The 287-nt window shown below is 40.1% G+C and carries 1 protein-coding gene; it reads right to left on the bottom strand.

Going from position 1 to position 287, the window contains the following annotated elements; all coding sequences use genetic code 11:
* On the bottom strand, positions 1-287 hold a 287-nt coding region (locus tag AAEZ00_RS20985; RefSeq protein ID WP_351089814.1), incomplete at both ends, for a 2-dehydro-3-deoxygalactonokinase.

Here is a 287-nt window from a genome sequence, read left to right as displayed (position 1 = left end):
CATTAAATCCTGCCAATGTCGCGTCTGTAACATCCCATAATGTTGTGTTGATATTACAGTGATGTAACACTTCAACAAAACATTGGCTTAAGTGAGGTGGACCAATAATCGCCACTGATTCTAATTCTGTTAATTGCCACTCTTGCGCGCTCATCGCTGCGCGAACATCACTTCCTATCAATAGTCCTGATAAATACGCATGTGCTTGTTTGGTTGAGAAATCCTCAAAAAGCTGTTTACTGCGGACGCTATATAATCCGTGATAAAAATTATCGTTAGTAGATGAC

Source organism: Shewanella sp. S1-49-MNA-CIBAN-0167 (assembly GCF_040310145.1).
Lineage (GTDB): Bacteria > Pseudomonadota > Gammaproteobacteria > Enterobacterales > Shewanellaceae > Shewanella > Shewanella psychromarinicola.
The sequence above is the reverse complement of the archived record's forward strand: the minus strand, read 5'-3'. Positions and strand labels throughout refer to the sequence as shown.